The organism is Paenibacillus sp. SEL1, from assembly GCF_054602535.1.
This window is the reverse complement of record NZ_CM137723.1, coordinates 1,130,706-1,144,930: the sequence shown is the minus strand read 5'-3', so window position 1 is coordinate 1,144,930 and position 14,225 is coordinate 1,130,706. Positions and strand designations below refer to the sequence as shown.

Genomic DNA, 14,225 nt, shown 5'->3' with positions numbered 1-14,225 from the left:
ATGATCATATCAAGGCACGTTGGTGTGCCCAGGAGGAGCGAAGGGAAAAATGAAACATCCGTTTCAGTCCTACCGTCAGCTGTTTCCAGTGCTGTCCTCACATATCCATGTGGGGAGCTGTTCCCAGGGGGCCGTATCGAGGCCGGTTTCCGCTGCCATTGAGGAATATCATCGAAGTTTGCTGCAACACGGTCATAACGGCGATCTGTCTATGGCACGTTTGGAGGAGGCTAGAGGGCATTTTGCCAAGCTCATTGGGGCGGAGCCTGACGAAATTGCGGTCTTGTCCTCAGCCTCTGAGGCGATTGCCGGGGTGGCCACAGCCCTTCCTTATGTACCGGGAAAAGAAGGCATTGTGTATGCGGACACCGACTTTCCGACGGTGGGACACATCTGGCAGGCACAGGAGATGTTCCGGGATCACATCTGCTGTATCCCCTCCATCGAGGGAGAAGTGACCATAGAGCAGTATGAGGAGCATGTTACGGAGAAAACTGCACTCGTTATGGTGTCACAAGTGAACTATACCAACGGATTTCAGCAGGATTTAAAATCCATTGCCGATATAGCTCACCGAAATCAGGCGTTGCTGTTTGTGGATGCTTATCAGTCTGCAGGGATCATTCCAGTGGATGTAAAGGCAATGGGCGTAGATATTTTGGTCGCGGGAGCACGCAAATATATGCTTGGAATTCCGGGCGTGGCTTTTCTTTATGTAAGCAAGGACCGAATAGACCGGTTCAAGCCCCGTCTTACAGGCTGGCTTGGGCAGGAGCCCGCTTCCCGGTTTGATATTGCTCACCCGGTTCCGGCGGCAGGAGCCCGACGCTTTGAGACGGGATTGCCTTCTTTCATTAGCATTTTTGCTGCCAATGCGGCCTTAAAGCTGCTGCTGGAGATTGGAGTCACGAGTATTCAGGCCTATATGAGTGAGTTGTTGGATTTTTCCGTTGAATATGGACGGCGCAAAGGGTTACACATACGTGTACCTTACAGGGGAGGCACATTACCAAGCCTGCTCGCTGTTGAAGTAGCCGACGTGTCGGCTATGGAAAGGAATTTGAGAAGCCAAAATATGATCGTTTCAGCACGAAAGGATGTTATCCGTGTGGCTCCGCATTTTTACAATACGGCTGAGGAAGTCCGACGGGTCATAGATGAATTGGCAGGGCGATGTTGAACGAACGGCAAAAGCCTCTTCCGAGTGAATGGGAGTATAACATCCCTTTTTACACAGGAGAGGCTTTTTGGACGTTTAGAATTCTAATTATACGATCCGTTTGCGCAGCCAGCCGGAAATCAGATCCGTCAAAATGATCAGGACCACAATGCCGAGCAAGATAACGCCTACACGGTTCCAGTTGCGCATTTGGAGTGCAAACAGTAGCGGAGTACCGATACCCCCTGCACCGACCAGACCGAGCGTGGTAGCGGAACGGATATTAATTTCAAAACGGTAAAGCGAATACGAAAGAAACTGTGGAATCACCTGCGGTAACACGGCGAAGAAAATCACCTGCCAACGGTTGGCACCGCACGCGATCAAAGCCTCTTGAGGCCCGTGATCGACACTTTCGATCGTTTCCGAGAAAAGCTTCGCTAGCATGCCGATGGAGTGAATGCCGAGGGCAAGCACACCCGCAAATGAGCCGGGGCCAACGGCTTTGATAAACAAGATGGCGACGATCATTTCTGGAAAAACCCGGATGACACTAAGCACAAATTTCCCGCTACCCGATAAGGGACGTAGACGGGTCATATTGCTGGACGCCCAAAAGGCGAACGGAAGGCAGACAAATGCGGACACGAAGGTTCCGAGCACTGAAATGACCAGCGTATCCAGCAACCCGCGCAGTAAATCCTCTCCCTCAGGGATGTAGACGAACGACCAGTCGGGATGAAGGAAGCCGTCCAATATAGCGACAGAGACACTTTTGGCCGTTCCCTGTAATCCTTCAAACTGCATCCCGCGAAAAGCCCAAATATAAATGATGATTAGCAGAATAGCTATCGCCCATAGGCGCAGGCGGGAGCCAATAGGTCTGCGAAGCGTAGGATCATTCATAATAATTTCCTCCGTAGCAGGTTACTGCCGTAATCAATCGCAAGGACGATGACGAGGGTCAGTAGAATAATGATGCTTGCCCGATCATATCGGAACAGACCAAGGGAACGGTCAAGCAACAGACCGATACCACCAGCCCCGACCAGGCCCAGAACGGAAGCCGCGCGCACATTAACCTCAAAGGTATACAGTAAGTACGACACAAAATAAGGAAGAGCCTGCGGAACCACACCAAAGGCGATGACTTGAATGCGGCTCGCGCCAACAGCGGTCATGGCTTCCAGCGGCCCGGGATCAATGGCTTCAATCGCCTCAAAGGTCAGCTTGGCTATGATGCCAAAGGAGAAGAAGAGCAGAGCGAGCATCCCTGCAAACGGGCCGATGCCGAACACCGCCACAAAGATTGAGGCAAACAGCAAATCAGGAATTGTCCGTACTAGGTTCAGGATCGTGCGCATCGGCAGCGAAATCAGTTTGCGCGGCATCACATTATAGGCACACAGCAACGCGACAGGGATCGCCAATATGGCTCCCAGTGTCGTGCCGACAATGGCGATCTGGATCGTTTCCAGAATGGGTTTCCAGATGGTAGGCAGGTAGCTCCAGTCGGGTGGAAACATTTCGCCCAACAATTTGCCCATCTCCGGCAAGCCGACGATCAACTGGTAAGGTGTGGCATCCGTATGAATGGAGCAGGCTACCAGCACCACGATAAAAATCATCCAGGTGGCATAACGCTTGTAACGTCCTGGCAAAGGTGGCCCTGCGGGCGGCTTGCTTGGCTGTGGCGGTCCAGCATGCGGTGACGGTTGCGTCGAAGAGAGCGGCTGGGCAGTAGAGTCGGGCTTCATGATCCCACTCCCAGCAGCTCATCATGCTTGATGGCCCGGCCGTAGATCTCCGCAAAGGCCTCATCCGTAGCCTCCTCCGGTGTGCCGTCAAAGACCACTTCTCCGGCGCGCAATCCGATGATCCGCGTTGCATATTCGCGCGCGAGATCAATGAAATGCAGATTGACGATGGTCGTAATCTGCATTTCACGGTTGATGCGCTGGAGGTCATCCATGACCTGGCGGGTGGTCAGCGGGTCCAGCGATGCGACAGGCTCGTCCGCCAGAATGATTTTAGCCTCCTGCGCCAGGGCGCGGGCGATGGATACGCGCTGCTGTTGGCCACCGGACAGTTCATCTGCCCGGCTGTAAGCTTTTTCGCGGATGTTCACGCGCTCCAGCGCTGTTAGTGCCAGTTCGATATCCTCCTTCGGGAAGAGACCGAGAATGGTCCGCAGCGTCGAATGATAGCCGACGCGGCCGGAAAGTACATTGCGGAGCACTGTCGAACGCTTAACCAGATTGAAGCTTTGAAAGATCATGCCGATATCACGGCGAATGCGCCGCAACTCGCTGCTTCCAGCAGACGTGACGGACCTGCCACCCACGACAATGTCGCCGGACGTAATGTCATGCAGTCGGTTAATGGAACGCAGCAGGGTAGACTTACCTGCACCGGATAAGCCGACGATGACGACCATTTCTCCCTCCTGAATCGTCAAATTAATATGGTTCAACCCTTTGGTGCCGTTCGGGTATGTTTTCGATACGTTACGGAATTCGATCATATGCTCCCAACTTTCTCCCCCGATGGGGTGGAATGAAAACAACACCGCCATGAATACATGGACGGTGCTGCCCTGTCATTCGTAAAGCCTGTTTCGTAGCTGTTACTTCATTACAGTATCTAGTTTGCTCCGATTACTTAACCGCTTGGCCAACGGCTTCGGCGTATTCACGCACGGAGTCGAAGTTTTTATCGTCGCCCTTTTCATAACCTACATGGGTGTAAATTTCTTTAATGATCTCGCCGCCTGCAGGGTCTTTGGCAATGTCAATAAAGGCTTGGCTGATCTTGTCTCTCCACGCTTGATCCATATCAGAACGTACGCTGACGGTGTCATTTGGAATTTTAGCTGTGTAATGAATGACGCGAGTTTTTTCAAATACATCCGGGATTTCCTTCTTCACCGTGTTACGTGCATCCTGGAAAACAGCTACCGCATCAACTTGACCGTTCAGCAACGCCAGAATAGCAGCATCGTGGCCTTTGATCGTCACACCCTGCACATCCGTGTCCGGGTCCACGCCAGCTTTTTTCAGCTCTGCTGCAGGGTACACGTAGCCTGCGGAGGAGGTTACATTTTGCCAGCCAACCTTCTTGCCTTTCAGATCAGCTAGGCTTTGAATCGGAGAATCCTTTTTCACCACGATCATTGCTTTATAAAAGTTTACTTTTTCAGTCGTGTCCTTGCCTGTAGCATCTTCAATGCCGTAGCGTTGAGCTTGCAACAGCAAATCGGCTGCTTTACGGTTATCGTGGGCCAGTACATAAGCATTCGGCGGAAGGAATCCTACATCTACCTGCTTGGAAGACATGGCTTCCACAATTGTATTGTAGTCAGGAGATACCGTTACTTTCACCGGGATTCCAAGCTTGTCACCGAGTAGATTTTCGAGCGGTTTGGCTTTGGCTTCGAGCGTATCTGCATTTTGAGAAGGAACGAACTGTACCTTTAACTCCTTAGGAACATAGGCTGTGCTTTCGTTTTTAGATCCATCTGTACCCGGAGTAGACGCGCTGTTGTTATTGCTTGCATTGGAGCCACAAGCGGCTAGACCCGCTGCCAGTGTGAAGGTCATGCACAAGGTCAGTGCTTTTTTGAACAAAATAATTTCCCCCTAAACATCGTAATAACGAAAATAAAATTAAAAACCTGTAAATGCTGTGACAAACCAAATCTTAACAGCTAGTCCCACAGCTAGGGTAAAAACCACTCCTGACTTTGGTAAAAATGATGTAAAATTTATCGTATGGTAAAAACCATTTTCTGGATTTATGCGAAATGCTTATTTTAACATTCTCTTAACAGTGCTCTGTTAGACTTGTTCAAGCTCTATGACCGAAGCTGAGGGAGAGAACAAGATTGGATATTTTGGATATTAACGAAAAGGCAGACCAAGACAATGTAAGCCTTGTGAGAGTGAAATTCCGCATTATGGTTACAACCGATTTGCATGTAAGTTTGTGGAATTACGATTATTATACGGATCAGGAAACGCTGCATTACGGTCTGGCGCAAACAGCCAGCTTGATTCAAATAGCCCGGGCGGAGGTACCCAATCACCTGCTGCTGGATAACGGAGATGTGATTCAGGGGAATCCAATGGGAGATTATGCTGTACAGCGAATCCAACAGGACCCAAGCACGGTGCATCCCGCCTATAAAGCCATGAATCTGCTTGGATATGAGGCAGGTAATATCGGGAATCATGAATTTAATTATGGACTGGAATACTTGCAGACTTGCCTTCAAGGAGCGCAATTTCCTTATGTGAATGCCAACATTTATATAGCAGGAGAACAAGAACGAAATTACTTTACACCTTATCTATTGCTGGATAAGACGGTAGAGGATGAAGCAGGTGGTAAGCATTTGTTGAAGGTGGGGGTCATCGGCTTTGTCCCTCCGCAAATTATGCAATGGGACAAGGCGTGGCTGGAGGGGAAAATCATTGTCAAAGATATGCTGGAAACGGCAAGACGGTTTATTCCAGAAATGAAGGCAGCGGGAGCCGATCTGATCATTGGTATGCCCCATGCAGGCTTAGAGGATATTCCCGAAACGCTTGATATGGAAAATGCGGTGCTGCATCTGAGCAGGGTGGAAGGGATTGACGCCATTGTGTTTGGTCATGCACATAAAGTATTTCCCGGACCTTCGTTTATGGGGCAAACAGGTGTTGATCTAGCGCGAGGTACCATCCACGATATTCCAGCAGTGGAGCCGGGCTTTTGGGGGGATCATCTGGGTATCATTGATCTGGAGCTGGCCTTTAGTGGAGGGAAGTGGCAAGTGGCTGCATCTGCTGCCGAGGTACGCCCGGTGTATGATCCGATACGCAAGGAGGCGCTGGTACAACCGGATACTGCCATTCAGTTGGCGGTAGCAGAAGAGCACGCCGGAACACTGGAGTATATTCGTGCACCTGTAGGTCAGACGACGGTGGCGGTGAACAGCTTTTTTGCTCAGGTGATGGATGATGCTTCGGTTCAGCTGGTGAATGATGCGCAAATGTGGTATGTGAAGCAGCAAATGCAAGGGAGCGAGTACGAAGGATTGCCCGTTCTGTCGGCAGCAGCTCCTTTTAAAACAGGCGGCAGATATGGCCCATCATACTATACCTATATTCCGGTGGGGACGTTGGCGATCAAGCATATCGCCGATCTGTACAATTTTCCGAATACGCTGCATGTCGTTCGACTGACCGGTACAGAAATTCGGGAATGGCTGGAGTGGTCCGCTGGACAATTCCGGCAAATTGATCCTTCAGCAGAACAAGAGCAAGAGCTGATTAATTCTGATTTTCCAAGCTTTAATTTCGATATCATCGACGGCATCAGGTATCAAATTGATGTAACACAGCCAGCCAGATATGATGCTGACGGGGGTCTAAAGGACCCAGATGCACACAGAATCATTCAGATGTCTTTTGATGGCGAACCGATGGATATGCAGCGAAATTATCTGGTTGTTACGAATAACTATCGCGCGTTTTCCTCTGCGCTGGTCAATCCGGGTGGAGAGCGAATTATACTTGCTTCACCGGATGAGAACCGTCATGTGCTGACCGAGTACGTGCGGCATATGGAGACGTTGACGCCAAAAGCTGACGGCCATTGGTCCCTCGCCCCATGGTCAGGGCGTCCGCATGTGACGTTCCTGACCTCGCCGCAAGCAACGGATGCCGCTAATGCCTATTCGGAGTTGCTTTATGAAGGGTTAACGGTAGAGGGATACGCTAAGTTTGCCATCGATTTCGGACGTTCACGGTAGAACTGCTAACTTGTTTTTGTCCTATAAGTCCACAGCATCAAAATAATAGAAATAGACTGTCCCGCAGAGGACGGTCTTTTTTCATAAAACAGTTTTAAAATCGTACAAAATTCGTGATTTTATATGTCCTGAGTCGTGTTTAAAGTTATTGACCTCTCGTATAAATAGACATATACTTTGATTAAACAAATTTTGGTTTAAAAGGTAATGAAAAAGTCACCATCATTCGTTTGAGGGGGTGTCCCTTTGGAAAAAAACACCACGATCCGCGCAGAAATAGAAAAGTATATTCAAAGTGAAGGCATTTCAATGCAATGTTTTGCAGATGCTTCCAAGGTAAATCCGGGTACACTTAGCGGTATACTTAATCGGAATCCACCACGGCCTATCTCAGTCAATCAGCTTGATCTGATTACCGAGGCCATGGGATTGGAAGAAGGATCTTTGTTCGAGATGTATGTGGATGAATGTTTTATTCATTCCTTACCACACTGGAGGAGGTTGCGTCCGTTTCTCCTACGTTGCTCAGAGTTGAACAAGCTGGAGTGTATACGCAGTGTACTTGGCTATTTGATGGACGATTTATCGAACGTTCCTGCTATTTTTGAGACCGCAGAAGCGATGTTTGAGGATGGCAGACATGAAGCCGCCATGCTTCTGTATGATTGTGTCATCGAGAGTGAGAAGTATACCCACTCTGAACGGTTGGCGATCAGCTATTTCCGTATATTCCAGATTCAGATTAAGGATAACCAACGGAACTTGAAGGCTGCTGTACAATTCCATTTGTACCGTAGTCGTCTACCGGAAATTTACGCACTGGAAGGCTTACATATGCTATCTCAAGTGTTTGCTTTAAAAATGCAATGGTCCGAGATGGAAATGTATGCGGACGAGCTAAGAGAGCTGGCGCAGGCATTGTATCGCAATCGGAACCGTTTTGGAGATGAGCACCTGGAGCTGCTTAAACCGCTCGTTTATTACTATGCTCAGGGGCATCTGCTCAAGGCCAGCTGCTATGAGTTTCAGGGCAGATATGAGGAATCCAAGCAATGGATTGAGGGTTATGCAGATTTGAGCTGGTTTGAGGGTTTAGACGAAGAAGGCTGGAAAGTGGTCAACCTACATCGTGTATATGCACAGGGCAACCGACTTTGTATTGAAATTAAAATGGGCAACACTTCTGCAATCTATGAATATATTACTTACCTGCGTGAGCATCCGGATGAGACACTGGAAGGCTTGAACACCTTGCTCGAATCGGCGAACCGGTTCGGTTATTTCGTGGATGCCGAACTGGGACTGTTTAGTCAGCAACTCAAGAGCTTCTGGGAGCTTGCACCGGAACGATGGGACACTCATTATCGCAAGCACTTTAATGCATTTCGCTTTGCATCCTTTTGTAAGGTGTATGCGGAATATTATTTCCGAAAAGGCGATTATCCCGAGGGAGTGGGACAAATACTGCATTGCTTGCAACTGTCTGTTGATAATAGCTATACCGAACATATCATTGGTTGTATGGCTTTATTTGAGCAGCATCGGAATTTTGCTACACCGGAACAGCAGCAGCTGTATCAGAGTCTGTGTCTGGGCGTACGTGCAAATGAAAAGAATCATGCCTATGATCACAGTACCGGTGGATATCTATAATTCCAAATTTCTTTCGAATTCTTCATATAACACGTTATTGCGAGGATGTTCCTGTTTCAAAAGGGGATGTTCTCGTTTTTTAGCTGCTGCTGTCGCTTGTGACTTTTAACATAGAGAGGACCGTTTTGCGCGTTGACAAGTTTCGCAAGCGGGATTAGGATAAATGCAGCACAGAAAGTGAAGGAGAGCATGTACAAATGACGATTCCCAAAACATTAACGATAGCGGGCTCCGACACAAGCGGTGGAGCGGGTATTCAGGCAGACCTGAAAACCTTTCAGGAGCTTGGCGTATATGGCATGACCGTATTGACAACCGTAGTAGCGATGGGTCCTAAAACCTGGGATCATCTTGTATATCCTGTTGCGTTGGATGTGGTAGAAGCGCAGCTGCGTACTGTATTGGAAGGTATCGGTTTTGATGCGATGAAAACCGGTATGCTTGGTTCCGTTGAAATTATCGAGCTGGTAGCCAGCCATTTGAAAAAGCATGATCTGAAGCGGATTGTAATTGACCCGGTCATGGTCTGCAAAGGGACGGATGAAGTGCTTCAGCCGGAAAATACAGAGGCGATGCTGGAATTGTTGATTCCTGGCGCTGACCTGGTAACACCGAACTTGTTCGAGGCTTCGCAACTGGCTAAGAATGGACCGATCACGACACTGGAGCAGATGCAGGAAGCGGCTTCGATTATCCATGAGCGTGGAGCTAAGCATGTACTGATCAAGGACCGTGGCAAAATTCGCGCAGGTAAAGCGATGGATCTGCTATATGACGGAATCACTTTTGACTGGTTTGAAGCCGATGTTGTAAAAACAAACTTTACCCACGGTGCAGGCTGCACCACTTCGGCAGCGGTAACGGCTGGTTTGGCTCAAGGGCTGACTGTACGTGAAGCAGTGGATCAGGCCAAGAGATTTATTACACAGGCCACTGAAGGTAGCTTCAAGCTGAATGAATTCGTCGGTCCGACCCTGCATGCGGCACATCGTTTGCAAAATCAATAAAGCATGAAGGTCTGCGATCTTAGAAAGACTTATAAATCTCCATCAGGCTGAATATATATTAGATTGTTTTAGATCATGACTTTTTTGATATATAGAGTTAGATGTGGCTCAAAAGCCGCAATACATAGTATTGCGGCTTTTGAGGTTGTATTTTTTTGGAATTGCAGCTTCCAGTTTAGTCTACTCGTACTGTATAATAGGCATCAGATTTATTACATTTGAGGAGGAACCGAAGCAATGACATTATTCAGCCAAATGGCTTACAGTCGACCAGAGCAACCTGAAATTGAACAGCGGTTTAAAACGCTGTTGCAGCAGTTTCGTGAAGCAGACAGCGTAGAACGTCAAAATGAAGTGATTCATGCGATTAACAAGCTGCGCAGTAATGTGGAAACACAATTGCAATTGGTGGAAGTTCGGCACTCCATTAATACGGAGGATGCCTTTTACAAAGCGGAGCAAGAGTATGCTGATGATTTCATGCCGGTTATTCAGGAGTATGTAACCGATTACTACCGGGCATTGGTGGATTCTCCATTCCGAACCGAGTTGGAGAGTCAATGGGGCAGCCAGCTTTTCAGTATTGCCGAGGTAGCACTCAAGTCGTTCCATCCGGATATTATTGAGGATTTACAGCAGGAAAATAAGCTAACCTCGGAATATGCTCAATTGATTGCTTCAGCGAAGATCCCGTTCGAGGGAGAAGAACGCACATTGTCGCAGCTCCTGCCTTTTGAAATGGCTACCAACCGGGAGACACGCAAACAGGCCTCCGAGGCTAAATATCAATTTATGAGTGAGCATGAGGACGAGCTGGACCGGATTTATGATGAACTGGTGAAGGTACGTACGCGCATGGCACACAAGTTGGGCTATGACAACTTCGTAGAATTGGGCTATGCCCGCTTGGGACGTACAGATTACAATGCCGAAATGGTAGCCAATTTCCGCGAGCAGGTGCTGAAGCACATCGTTCCTCTGGCAACCAAGCTGAAGGAGCGCCAGCGCGAACGGATCGGAGTAGATCAGCTTCGCTATTATGACGAGGGCTTCAACTTCCTGTCAGGCAATCCTACGCCTAAAGGTGACCCGGAGTGGATCATTCGTAATGGAGCACGTATGTATGAGGAACTTTCAGCGGAAACACATGAATTTTTCAGCTTTATGATCGAACGTGGATTGATGGATTTGATCAGCAAAAAGGGCAAGCAAAGCGGAGGCTATTGTACATTTTTGAGCGAATATGGCACGCCGTTTATTTTCTCCAATTTCAATGGTACATCCGGTGATATCGACGTATTGACGCATGAAGCAGGTCATGCCTTCCAGGTCTATGAAAGCCGACATTTTGAAATTCCTGAGTACCATTGGCCAACTATGGAGGCGGCTGAGATCCACTCTATGAGCATGGAGTTTTTCGCATGGCCTTGGATGAATCTGTTCTTCGAAGAAGATACGGACAAATATCACTTTGAACATCTATCCTCATCGTTGCTGTTCGTACCTTACGGCGTAGCCGTAGACGAATTCCAGCATGCCGTATATGAACACCCAGACTGGACCCCAGCCGAACGTAAAAGCGCATGGCGCTCCATTGAACGTAAGTATAAACCGCATCTGGATTATGAAGGCAACGAGTATCTGGAGCAGGGCGGGTTTTGGCACAAACAGGGTCATATTTTTCAATCTCCGTTCTACTACATTGACTATACACTCGCGCAACTGTGCGCGTTCCAATTCTGGAAACGCATGAGTATCGATCGGACAGCTGCGTGGGAAGATTATTTGAAGCTATGCCGTGCCGGAGGAAGTCGATCTTTTACCGGATTGGTTGAGTTGGCTGGACTCATCTCGCCGTTCCAAGATGGCTGTATCGCCTCTGTAATCGGAGAAATCGAAGCATGGCTGAACAGTGTGGATGATAAAAAGCTGTAAGCATAACTAAAAAGGGCATTTCGCTTACCTGTCAAAGCTGAAAAGCTTGTAGATGAGATGCTTTTTTTAATGAAAGCAGAGCAGTTGCACGAGAAAAGCCGGGAACCTCTACATGATGTAGAAGTCCCGGCTTTGTGTTTATTTTAGATTAAATATAACTCTATTCATGTTTGGTGTTAAGCGGTTTGAGATTGGCTTCAATAGATGCGCGGCGAGATTCCAAAAATGGCGGTAACGCCAGCGATTCACCCAGAAACTCGAGTTCTTCATCCGTATCAAAGCCAGGTCCATCGGTAGCCAATTCAAACAGAATGCCGTTCGGCTCACGGAAGTACAAGGAACGGAAGTAAAAGCGATCTACAAAACCAGAGTTGGAAATTTGCAGTTGCCCAATACGGTCTACCCACTGTTTGAGCTCTTCCTCGGTTTCAACACGGAAAGCGACGTGATGCACACTGCCGCGTCCTGGTCGCTCTTGTGGCAGATCGTTGCGCTCTTCCAGATGAACTTCAGTTCCTGTACCGCCTTCACCTGTTTCGTAGATAACCACATCCGGTTGTCCGGCAACTGGGGAAGGGTAGGAGCCTTTTTTGCGGAAGCCCATCACTTGCTCAAGAATGAGAATAGTATTCTCCGCTTTGGGAATAGTCAGATGAACCGGTCCAAGTCCTACAATGCCGTATTCGGCAGGGACAGGGCTTTTCTCCCAAGGCGTGCCGCCGCGCATTCCGTGATCATGCTCATCTGAAACGAGGAAGAAGCGTTGTCCTTCAAAATCCTCGAACGAAAGTGCCAGGCGTCCCGCTTGATCCGTAATTTCACCATGTTTTACATCCAGCTGCTCGAAGCGGTTTTTCCAGTAATCCAGTGACTTGTCATTCGGTACCCGTAGGGAGAGAGCTGAAATGCTGTTATTTCCTGTACGAGTTTGTCCCGCATGTGGAATTTCAAAGAAAGTGACTTCTGTACCCGCAGTTCCACGCTCATCTCCGTAAAAAAGGTGATACACACTAACATCATCTTGGTTCACCGTTTTCTTGATCAACCGAAGTCCCATTACCTGAGTATAAAAATCAACATTTTTAGCCGCTGCCGCTGTAATCGCCGAAACGTGATGCAATCCTAATAGTTTCATGTCATTATCCTCCTTGGTTTTTATATGATTAGGTTTTTCTAAACAAAATAAACAGTCGAAAAACTTTTCTTTATATTTATTATCTTGATATTAAGATATATTATTTTTGATTGTTTGTCAACTTAAATTACGGTCTTGCTTCAAAGACGGACAAAACTAGAATTTCGAAATAATGCAAAAGCAGATACAATAAAGCTCAATATAGCCCAAAGTAGATAGAATGAATTTTATTATAAAAGGAGTGTACTCAATGTATACGGATAAGGATTTAACGATTAGGCCTGTTACAGAAGAAGACCTGCCGGCTCTGTGGACGTTAACTTTTAAGGAAGAAGCACCGGAATGGAAGCAGTGGGATGCACCCTACTATGAACATAAGCCACTTTCTTTTGATGATTATTTAAAAGAGAAGGAAAAACGAATCGGACAAGATGACTTTTGGATCATTGAAGTGGAAGGCAAGATCATTGGATCGGTGAGCTACTATTGGGAGCATCAGCCTTCACAATGGCTTGAAATGGGGATAGGTATCTTTGATTCACAATATTGGAGCGGTGGGTATGGTACGAGGGCGCTTCGACTATGGATCACACATTTGTTTAATACATTGCCTCTAGTAAGAGTAGGCTTTACAACCTGGTCAGGAAACCATCGGATGATGAAGGTGGGAGAGAAGCTGGGCATGACCCTCGAAGCCCGGCTTCGAAAGTGCAGATATTATAATGGAGAGTATTATGATTCGATCCGAATGGGGCTTCTACGGGAAGAGTGGGGACCTTAAAACAACATTCTGTCTAGAACCCTTTTCACTTGCGGATTGATACAATGATTTCATTTTATGCTCACTGAATGTCCAAGGTTTACCCCGCTTTTTTATTTATGAAGCCAGAAGACTCGCGAGATGGACACTTTTTCAAGAGGTCACCTGCGAGTCAGATTTTTAATGGTTTGTCTTATCTTTTCAAAGAATGATTACTGAGGGCAATCAGCAAAAATAGTCTGTAATTCATCCGCATTTGGTCCTGTGCCCGCTTGTTGGGCAACAACTTTTCCATCTTTAATATATGCTAGAGTAGGAGTACCTTTAAAATCTATATGGCCAATAAGAAATTGCCTGATTTCAGGTCCCCAGTCACCACCAGCCATGTTGTAATAGTAAATGGGTTGTGATATACGTACAGAAAATTCTTTTAGAATGGGAGAAAATTCTCGGCAATAATAGCAAGTAGGCCTACCTAGATAAAAGTAAAAGCCTTCCCCTGAGTTGAATTTATTTATAGTTTCCTTTGCATTCAGCCTAGGTAAGTCTTTTACATAATTTTCGTACTCTTCCACAGTTGGGTTACTTTCATTTTCATTTATAGCGGTAAAATGTTCGTTTTCTGCAGCATAGTTAATATCATTAGTAACAAAAACACTTGTCAAACACATACAGAGTAAAAAAGTTATTTTCACTATAAGAGATTTTTTAGTTCGTATCATATATAAAACCTCCATTTTTGTTGTGACTTATTAATTCTTTAAGTTGCTTTTTAAGCTGAG

General features: G+C 47.1%; 12 protein-coding genes. 6 read left to right on the top strand and 6 right to left on the bottom strand.

The window, feature by feature from the left end; translation table 11 throughout:
• Positions 1 to 49: 49 nt before the first annotated feature.
• Entirely contained in the window at positions 50 to 1,180 is a 1,131-nt protein-coding gene (locus tag ACYCSE_RS05410; RefSeq protein WP_459701793.1) for an aminotransferase class V-fold PLP-dependent enzyme, read from the top strand.
• Positions 1,181 to 1,267: 87 nt separating this feature from the next.
• Here ACYCSE_RS05410 and phnE (ACYCSE_RS05405) read toward each other — a convergent pair whose 3' ends face one another.
• From phnE (ACYCSE_RS05405) to ACYCSE_RS05390, 4 genes are all read right to left on the bottom strand, one after another.
• A complete protein-coding gene (phnE, locus tag ACYCSE_RS05405; protein WP_013312028.1) occupies positions 1,268 to 2,065 on the bottom strand; it encodes a phosphonate ABC transporter, permease protein PhnE in 798 nt (265 codons plus the stop codon).
• Positions 2,062 to 2,916, bottom strand: coding sequence for a phosphonate ABC transporter, permease protein PhnE (gene phnE / locus ACYCSE_RS05400; RefSeq protein ID WP_459701792.1), 855 nt, complete (start codon positions 2,914 to 2,916; stop codon positions 2,062 to 2,064). Before phnE (ACYCSE_RS05400) ends, phnE (ACYCSE_RS05405) begins: the two co-directional genes overlap by 4 nt.
• Entirely contained in the window at positions 2,913 to 3,683 is a 771-nt protein-coding gene (phnC, locus tag ACYCSE_RS05395) for a phosphonate ABC transporter ATP-binding protein (RefSeq protein WP_039273947.1), read from the bottom strand. The genes phnE (ACYCSE_RS05400) and phnC overlap by 4 nt, the downstream gene beginning before the upstream one ends.
• Positions 3,684 to 3,816: 133 nt before the next feature.
• Positions 3,817 to 4,785, bottom strand: coding sequence for a phosphate/phosphite/phosphonate ABC transporter substrate-binding protein (locus ACYCSE_RS05390; protein WP_025722520.1), 969 nt, complete (start codon positions 4,783 to 4,785; stop codon positions 3,817 to 3,819).
• A 257-nt stretch (positions 4,786 to 5,042) separates the two neighbouring features.
• Between ACYCSE_RS05390 and ACYCSE_RS05385 the strand changes: the two genes are divergently transcribed.
• The 4 genes from ACYCSE_RS05385 to ACYCSE_RS05370 all read left to right on the top strand — a co-directional run bounded on the left by ACYCSE_RS05385 (position 5,043) and on the right by ACYCSE_RS05370 (position 11,548).
• Complete coding sequence (locus tag ACYCSE_RS05385) at positions 5,043 to 6,953, top strand: bifunctional 2',3'-cyclic-nucleotide 2'-phosphodiesterase/3'-nucleotidase (protein WP_459701791.1); 1,911 nt, start codon at positions 5,043 to 5,045, stop codon at positions 6,951 to 6,953.
• Between the two features lie 246 nt (positions 6,954 to 7,199).
• Positions 7,200 to 8,606, top strand: coding sequence for a DNA-binding protein (locus ACYCSE_RS05380; protein WP_165179296.1), 1,407 nt, complete (start codon positions 7,200 to 7,202; stop codon positions 8,604 to 8,606).
• Positions 8,607 to 8,803: 197 nt separating this feature from the next.
• Positions 8,804 to 9,613, top strand: a complete 810-nt coding sequence (thiD, locus tag ACYCSE_RS05375; RefSeq protein ID WP_459701790.1) for a bifunctional hydroxymethylpyrimidine kinase/phosphomethylpyrimidine kinase — start codon at positions 8,804 to 8,806, stop codon at positions 9,611 to 9,613.
• 237 nt (positions 9,614 to 9,850) lie between these two features.
• A complete protein-coding gene (locus ACYCSE_RS05370; protein ID WP_053326125.1) occupies positions 9,851 to 11,548 on the top strand; it encodes a M3 family oligoendopeptidase in 1,698 nt (565 codons plus the stop codon).
• Positions 11,549 to 11,708: 160 nt separating this feature from the next.
• On the opposite strand, the gene ACYCSE_RS05365 is transcribed toward ACYCSE_RS05370, so the two are convergent.
• Positions 11,709 to 12,683, bottom strand: coding sequence for a ring-cleaving dioxygenase (locus ACYCSE_RS05365; RefSeq protein WP_459701786.1), 975 nt, complete (start codon positions 12,681 to 12,683; stop codon positions 11,709 to 11,711).
• 250 nt (positions 12,684 to 12,933) lie between these two features.
• Between ACYCSE_RS05365 and ACYCSE_RS05360 the strand changes: the two genes are divergently transcribed.
• Positions 12,934 to 13,464, top strand: coding sequence for a GNAT family N-acetyltransferase (locus ACYCSE_RS05360; protein ID WP_459701784.1), 531 nt, complete (start codon positions 12,934 to 12,936; stop codon positions 13,462 to 13,464).
• A 191-nt stretch (positions 13,465 to 13,655) separates the two neighbouring features.
• Here the strand turns inward: ACYCSE_RS05360 and ACYCSE_RS05355 are convergent, their stop codons facing one another.
• Positions 13,656 to 14,165, bottom strand: coding sequence for a thioredoxin domain-containing protein (locus ACYCSE_RS05355; RefSeq protein WP_459701782.1), 510 nt, complete (start codon positions 14,163 to 14,165; stop codon positions 13,656 to 13,658).
• Between the last annotated feature and the right edge of the window lie 60 nt (positions 14,166 to 14,225).

Excerpts from the sequence above, each read along its gene's own strand:
- ACYCSE_RS05370 (WP_053326125.1), top strand. The coding sequence starts at position 9,851 with ATGACATTATTCAGCCAAATGGCTTACAGTCGACCAGAGCAACCTGAA.
- ACYCSE_RS05410 (WP_459701793.1), top strand. The coding sequence starts at position 50 with ATGAAACATCCGTTTCAGTCCTACCGTCAGCTGTTTCCAGTGCTGTCC.
- ACYCSE_RS05355 (WP_459701782.1), bottom strand. The coding sequence starts at position 14,165 with ATGATACGAACTAAAAAATCTCTTATAGTGAAAATAACTTTTTTACTC.
- ACYCSE_RS05360 (WP_459701784.1), top strand. The coding sequence starts at position 12,934 with ATGTATACGGATAAGGATTTAACGATTAGGCCTGTTACAGAAGAAGAC.
- phnC (WP_039273947.1), bottom strand. The coding sequence starts at position 3,683 with ATGATCGAATTCCGTAACGTATCGAAAACATACCCGAACGGCACCAAA.
- ACYCSE_RS05365 (WP_459701786.1), bottom strand. The coding sequence starts at position 12,683 with ATGAAACTATTAGGATTGCATCACGTTTCGGCGATTACAGCGGCAGCG.
- phnE (WP_459701792.1), bottom strand. The coding sequence starts at position 2,916 with ATGAAGCCCGACTCTACTGCCCAGCCGCTCTCTTCGACGCAACCGTCA.
- phnE (WP_013312028.1), bottom strand. The coding sequence starts at position 2,065 with ATGAATGATCCTACGCTTCGCAGACCTATTGGCTCCCGCCTGCGCCTA.
- thiD (WP_459701790.1), top strand. The coding sequence starts at position 8,804 with ATGACGATTCCCAAAACATTAACGATAGCGGGCTCCGACACAAGCGGT.